This is a genomic window from candidate division KSB1 bacterium, from assembly GCA_022562085.1.
In the GTDB taxonomy this organism is placed as follows: domain Bacteria; phylum Zhuqueibacterota; class Zhuqueibacteria; order Oceanimicrobiales; family Oceanimicrobiaceae; genus Oceanimicrobium.
On record JADFPY010000439.1, the window covers coordinates 1 to 3,112 of the forward strand.

Consider the following 3,112-nt stretch of genomic DNA (forward strand, 5'->3'; position numbering starts at 1 on the left):
GTTTAACAAAGTTTTTGGTTAGCCAAAATATATATGGAATTGAAGAATCCAACGGGTTTAAAATAAAAAATAATATAGCCACGGATTCACCCCGTGAGATAAAGATATCATCTTACCAGAAACACCAAAGACTTTAATCTAACGGGGTGAACACGGATAAAACTCGGATTTAATAAATGGAGCTTTAAATTTCACTTTTTTTACCTACAAAATTTTCTACAAATTTCAAATTGCGCTTGTAATGATTCTTTAATTTTTTTCTAAACGCATTTATCCGTGCCAATCAGTGAAAATCCGTGGCTTAATTATTTGGTTGCGGCTTTGCCGCGCTGTGAGAATCCGTGGTTAAGTCTTTTATCACCGCCGCGACAAGCGAATCCCATAAATAACAATCCCCAACACCAGCCCTACAATGAGCAAAATAATAATCGCCGTACCTAAAATATTTGTCTCCGGCTTAATTTCGATGGTGACGGTTTTATCCTCGCCGCTAATTGGCTGATCGTCGGAAAGCGAGCTGGTGCGGATGCGCACTTCATATCTGCCCACAGCAACGTCAGCAGGCGGCGTAAAACTCAAGCCGATACGCTTTTCCTCGGAGACTTTCAGCACCGGAACGATTGCCGGCTCGACTTGTTTAGTCCAGTTGAGCGGCGGATCAGCTTCGATTTCAACGTTGTTCAAACGCCGGCTTCCTTCGTTGACCAATTCGATATGCATTGAAACGGTTTCATCCGGTTTAATCGAATAAAAGAGCTGCTGCGCCCGCACCAGGAGTTTGCCCACACCGCGCGGAACGAGATCCAATTTAACATATCCGACATTTAGCGCTTCGATTTCGGCCTGACTCCATCGTCTTTCCCGAGTGTTCCCTATTTCCGGAGCTTGCGCACGTGGAACCACCAAAACATAAAATGAGATCGACTGATCGATAACAACTTCAGCCGTGGGGCGATCCGGAAGGTAAACTTGCAAAGCAGCGCGGCGGGTGTCTGTACTTTCCGTAAATTTAAATTGGCTCAGGCGGGCCTCGCTGCCCGGGTCCTTAAAAAAACGATTGATCTGTGACGGCAGGTTTACGACTTCTAATTTAAAGGTATTGGTCTCGGCGCTGAATAGCTCGAGAGTCAAATCATATGATGCCGAGCCACCCAATTCAACCTCCTGAGAAAACTGCTCGGACTGGACAATGACTTTGTTGACGGTGGCATCTTTCTGTAAAAATATTCTGGGTGAGCGCGTGGAGCCGCTGCCATAAACCAGATTAACCGTCACCGCATCTAAATCCTGCAGCAGGGCAAAATCAAGATTGACCGGATGGCCGTATTTTAGCTGTTCTATTTTCGCTTCATACGGCAGGCTGATAATGGTGTTTTCCTCGTTGAGCAGTGACACATAAACATCGTTGATAATATCCGGCTGCAGCGATCGGAACAACTCATCATCGATATTCACCAGTTTTTTAAACTCAGCGCCGCCGCCGGAGGTGTTCGCCAGTTTGAGTCGAACATGCTTGCGGCCATTTTCTTTTTGATATTTAACCGCTTCAACGACGGTAACATACTGACCCTCAAATAGCACTGCCAGCAAGGATTGCTGATAATTCACCTCGGCGTCAGCAAAGGAATTTCGCGACCGGGAAAGGTCTAATTCCGAAATAAGATTCTCTTCAAAAAGCTCTTTTTTACGGTTGTACTCTTTATGAGCGTATTCGTATGCTTCTTTGGCACGTTTGAGCCCGAGCAGGCGGTACTGGTCATCGCGCTGGTTGAAAGGCACGCCGGTTTGGGCAAGCAGACTTGAGCAGCAAAAGACTAAAAGAAAGAAACCTAAGAGACATTTTATTCTTAAATTCATTTTATCTCCAAACAACAGTGTGATTTTTTTATCTGTCAACAACACTTTTCAGCCACGGATGAACACTGATAAAACACAGATTTATGGATCCAAAGTTTTGAATATTATTCATTTAATATTTTTTGTTTTCTATTTACTGAGCAATTTGAAAATTTTTTCAAAGTTTTTGATCCGGTATCATATTGTCCGTGCTCATCCGTGTGAATCAGTGGCATTAATTCAAAACTTTTTAGTTCTGGTTTCACCGCGATAATGTGGAATTAATTCCTCCGCATCATCATTCTGCCCTGCATATTCGGTTTTTCAAACGCGGCTTGCATTTTCTTGCCGGCACGAGCATACTCAATTTCTACCTTAGAACCGGTATCCAGTTTTTCATACATTTCAAAAAACTTATCGAGAGTTTCAACTTTTTGTCCGTTCAAAGATTTTATTTCGTCGCCTTCTTTAATATCTGCGTTCCCCAAAGCGCCGGTCATTCCTTCCATGATGCGCATGACTTTAAGTGTGCCCTCTTCTTCACCCAAAATTAACCCGGTGCCAAACCATGGCCGCATCTCTTCGGAGTCTCCGCCATCCATGGTGAAGGTTCTCATCATGCCGCCTTCATGACCTTCTTCCTCCCCCGGCATGTCGTTTAGTATCATGATATTCGCCCCTTCCGGCATATCCTCGGGATCGATTTTCTTGAAAGACTCTATCATCAGCTCGCCTTTGCGGCGAATGCCCATTTTCAAAGTTCCGCCGATCTCGAGCGCGTTGTACAGCTCTTCAAATTCTTGCACCGTTTTCACGCGCTGGGCGTTGACCATGAGAATTTCATCATTTTCTTTCAGTACGATGTCGCCATATCCTTGGGGTCGCAGCCGTTCCGGCAACACCATCATTACTTTGATGGTGTCATCTTTACTGGTCAAAATGGTTTGAACTTCTTTCAAGTGAAAAGCCCCGTCGCCGCCCTCTATTCGTCGTTCCATTGTTACTTGAGCGTTTGATGTTTGCAACGAGAATCCGGTCAGCAGAACCAAAAAACTTAACTTGTAAATGAGCTTCATAGTTTTTTCTCCTCTTATATTTAAGTAGTAAAAATTGTGATTATGTAGTAGGGCCGCTCCGGCTCCTCGCCCTGAAAAACGGGGCAAGGGAGCCTGCTCGGGCTTCGTGCGCCTCCTCGAGTGGTGTCGCTACGCGCATTACTTACAGTCGCCTCCTTCGTCGGCTAACCTGCGGGGTCGCATTCCGCAATCTGTGCTTT

At 45.0% G+C, this 3,112-nt stretch carries 2 protein-coding genes; both read right to left on the reverse strand.

Going from position 1 to position 3,112, the window contains the following annotated elements:
- Positions 1-357 precede the first annotated feature (357 nt).
- On the reverse strand, positions 358-1,857 hold the full coding sequence (locus tag IH879_21910) for a hypothetical protein (GenBank protein MCH7677582.1): 1,500 nt from the start codon (positions 1,855-1,857) through the stop codon (positions 358-360).
- Positions 1,858-2,117: 260 nt separating this feature from the next.
- Positions 2,118-2,912, reverse strand: coding sequence for a PDZ domain-containing protein (locus IH879_21915; protein MCH7677583.1), 795 nt, complete (start codon positions 2,910-2,912; stop codon positions 2,118-2,120).
- Between the last annotated feature and the right edge of the window lie 200 nt (positions 2,913-3,112).